Source organism: Corynebacterium glyciniphilum AJ 3170 (genome assembly GCF_007673095.1).
Classification (GTDB): domain Bacteria; phylum Actinomycetota; class Actinomycetes; order Mycobacteriales; family Mycobacteriaceae; genus Corynebacterium.
Genome location: NZ_VDYZ01000206.1, coordinates 1 through 278, shown reverse-complemented (window position 1 = coordinate 278; position 278 = coordinate 1). Strand labels below are relative to the sequence as shown.

Sequence of the window (278 nt, the reverse complement as noted above, 5' to 3'; positions counted from 1 at the left end):
CATCACCACCACCTCCTCCACTCCCCCCATCACCTCCCCCCGATCCCCCATCAACACCACCGTTCCCCCTTCCACCACCCTCCACAGTCCCTCTTGCATCTCGTCCTCCCACTCCCGCTCCCTCACCCCCCTCCCTTCATCCACCACCACCACCTCCACCTCCCCCAACAACTCACCACCCACACCACCACCCCCCCTCCCACCTCACCCCTCCCACCCACCCCCACTCCACCACCTTCCCCAACTTCCCGACCACCCCCTCCAACCCCCTCTTCGCC

The 278-nt window shown here is 66.9% G+C and carries 1 protein-coding gene; it reads right to left on the bottom strand.

All coding sequences use genetic code 11. From position 1 onward, the window contains the following. A partial coding sequence (locus FS507_RS20010) for a hypothetical protein (RefSeq protein ID WP_186314769.1) occupies nucleotides 1-183 on the bottom strand: 183 nt, incomplete at its 3' end. Between the last annotated feature and the right edge of the window lie 95 nt (nucleotides 184-278).